Source organism: Roseateles chitinivorans (assembly GCF_002761755.1).
GTDB classification, from domain to species: domain Bacteria; phylum Pseudomonadota; class Gammaproteobacteria; order Burkholderiales; family Burkholderiaceae_C; genus Roseateles; species Roseateles chitinivorans.
This window is the reverse complement of sequence record NZ_PEOG01000259.1, coordinates 1-404: the sequence shown is the minus strand read 5'-3', so window position 1 is coordinate 404 and position 404 is coordinate 1. Positions and strand designations below refer to the sequence as shown.

General features: G+C 45.8%; 1 protein-coding gene. It reads right to left on the bottom strand.

The genetic code is table 11. The annotated features are described in order from the left end of the window. A partial coding sequence (locus CS062_RS25650; protein WP_438270506.1) for an electron transfer flavoprotein subunit beta/FixA family protein occupies positions 1-404 on the bottom strand: 404 nt, incomplete at both ends.

The following is a 404-nucleotide window of genomic DNA, read 5'->3' as shown; positions in this document are numbered from 1 at the left end:
AATGCATCAGCAGCAACAGGCTCTACCACTTTCAAGGGTTTGGTACGTGCAGCCATGATACCTCTCATGTTGGGAATGCGTTGCTCAGCCACACCTTTCTGACAGCTTACCACAGCAGGCAATGCTACTTCAGCAGTTTCTTCTCCACCTTCAATTTCACGAGTTACACTTGCAGTGGTACCGCTCAATTCAAATTTGGTAGCCAGAGAGATATACGGTGCATCGATCATTTCAGCGATCATACCACCAATGGAAGAACCATTGTAATCGATGGTTTCTTTTCCGGTGAATACCAGATCATATCCATCTTTTGCGATGGCAGCGATCTGTGCTGCGATATAAGAACTATCACTGTTGTCCGTATTGATACGAATGGCTTCATCGCCACCCAATGCCAATGCTTT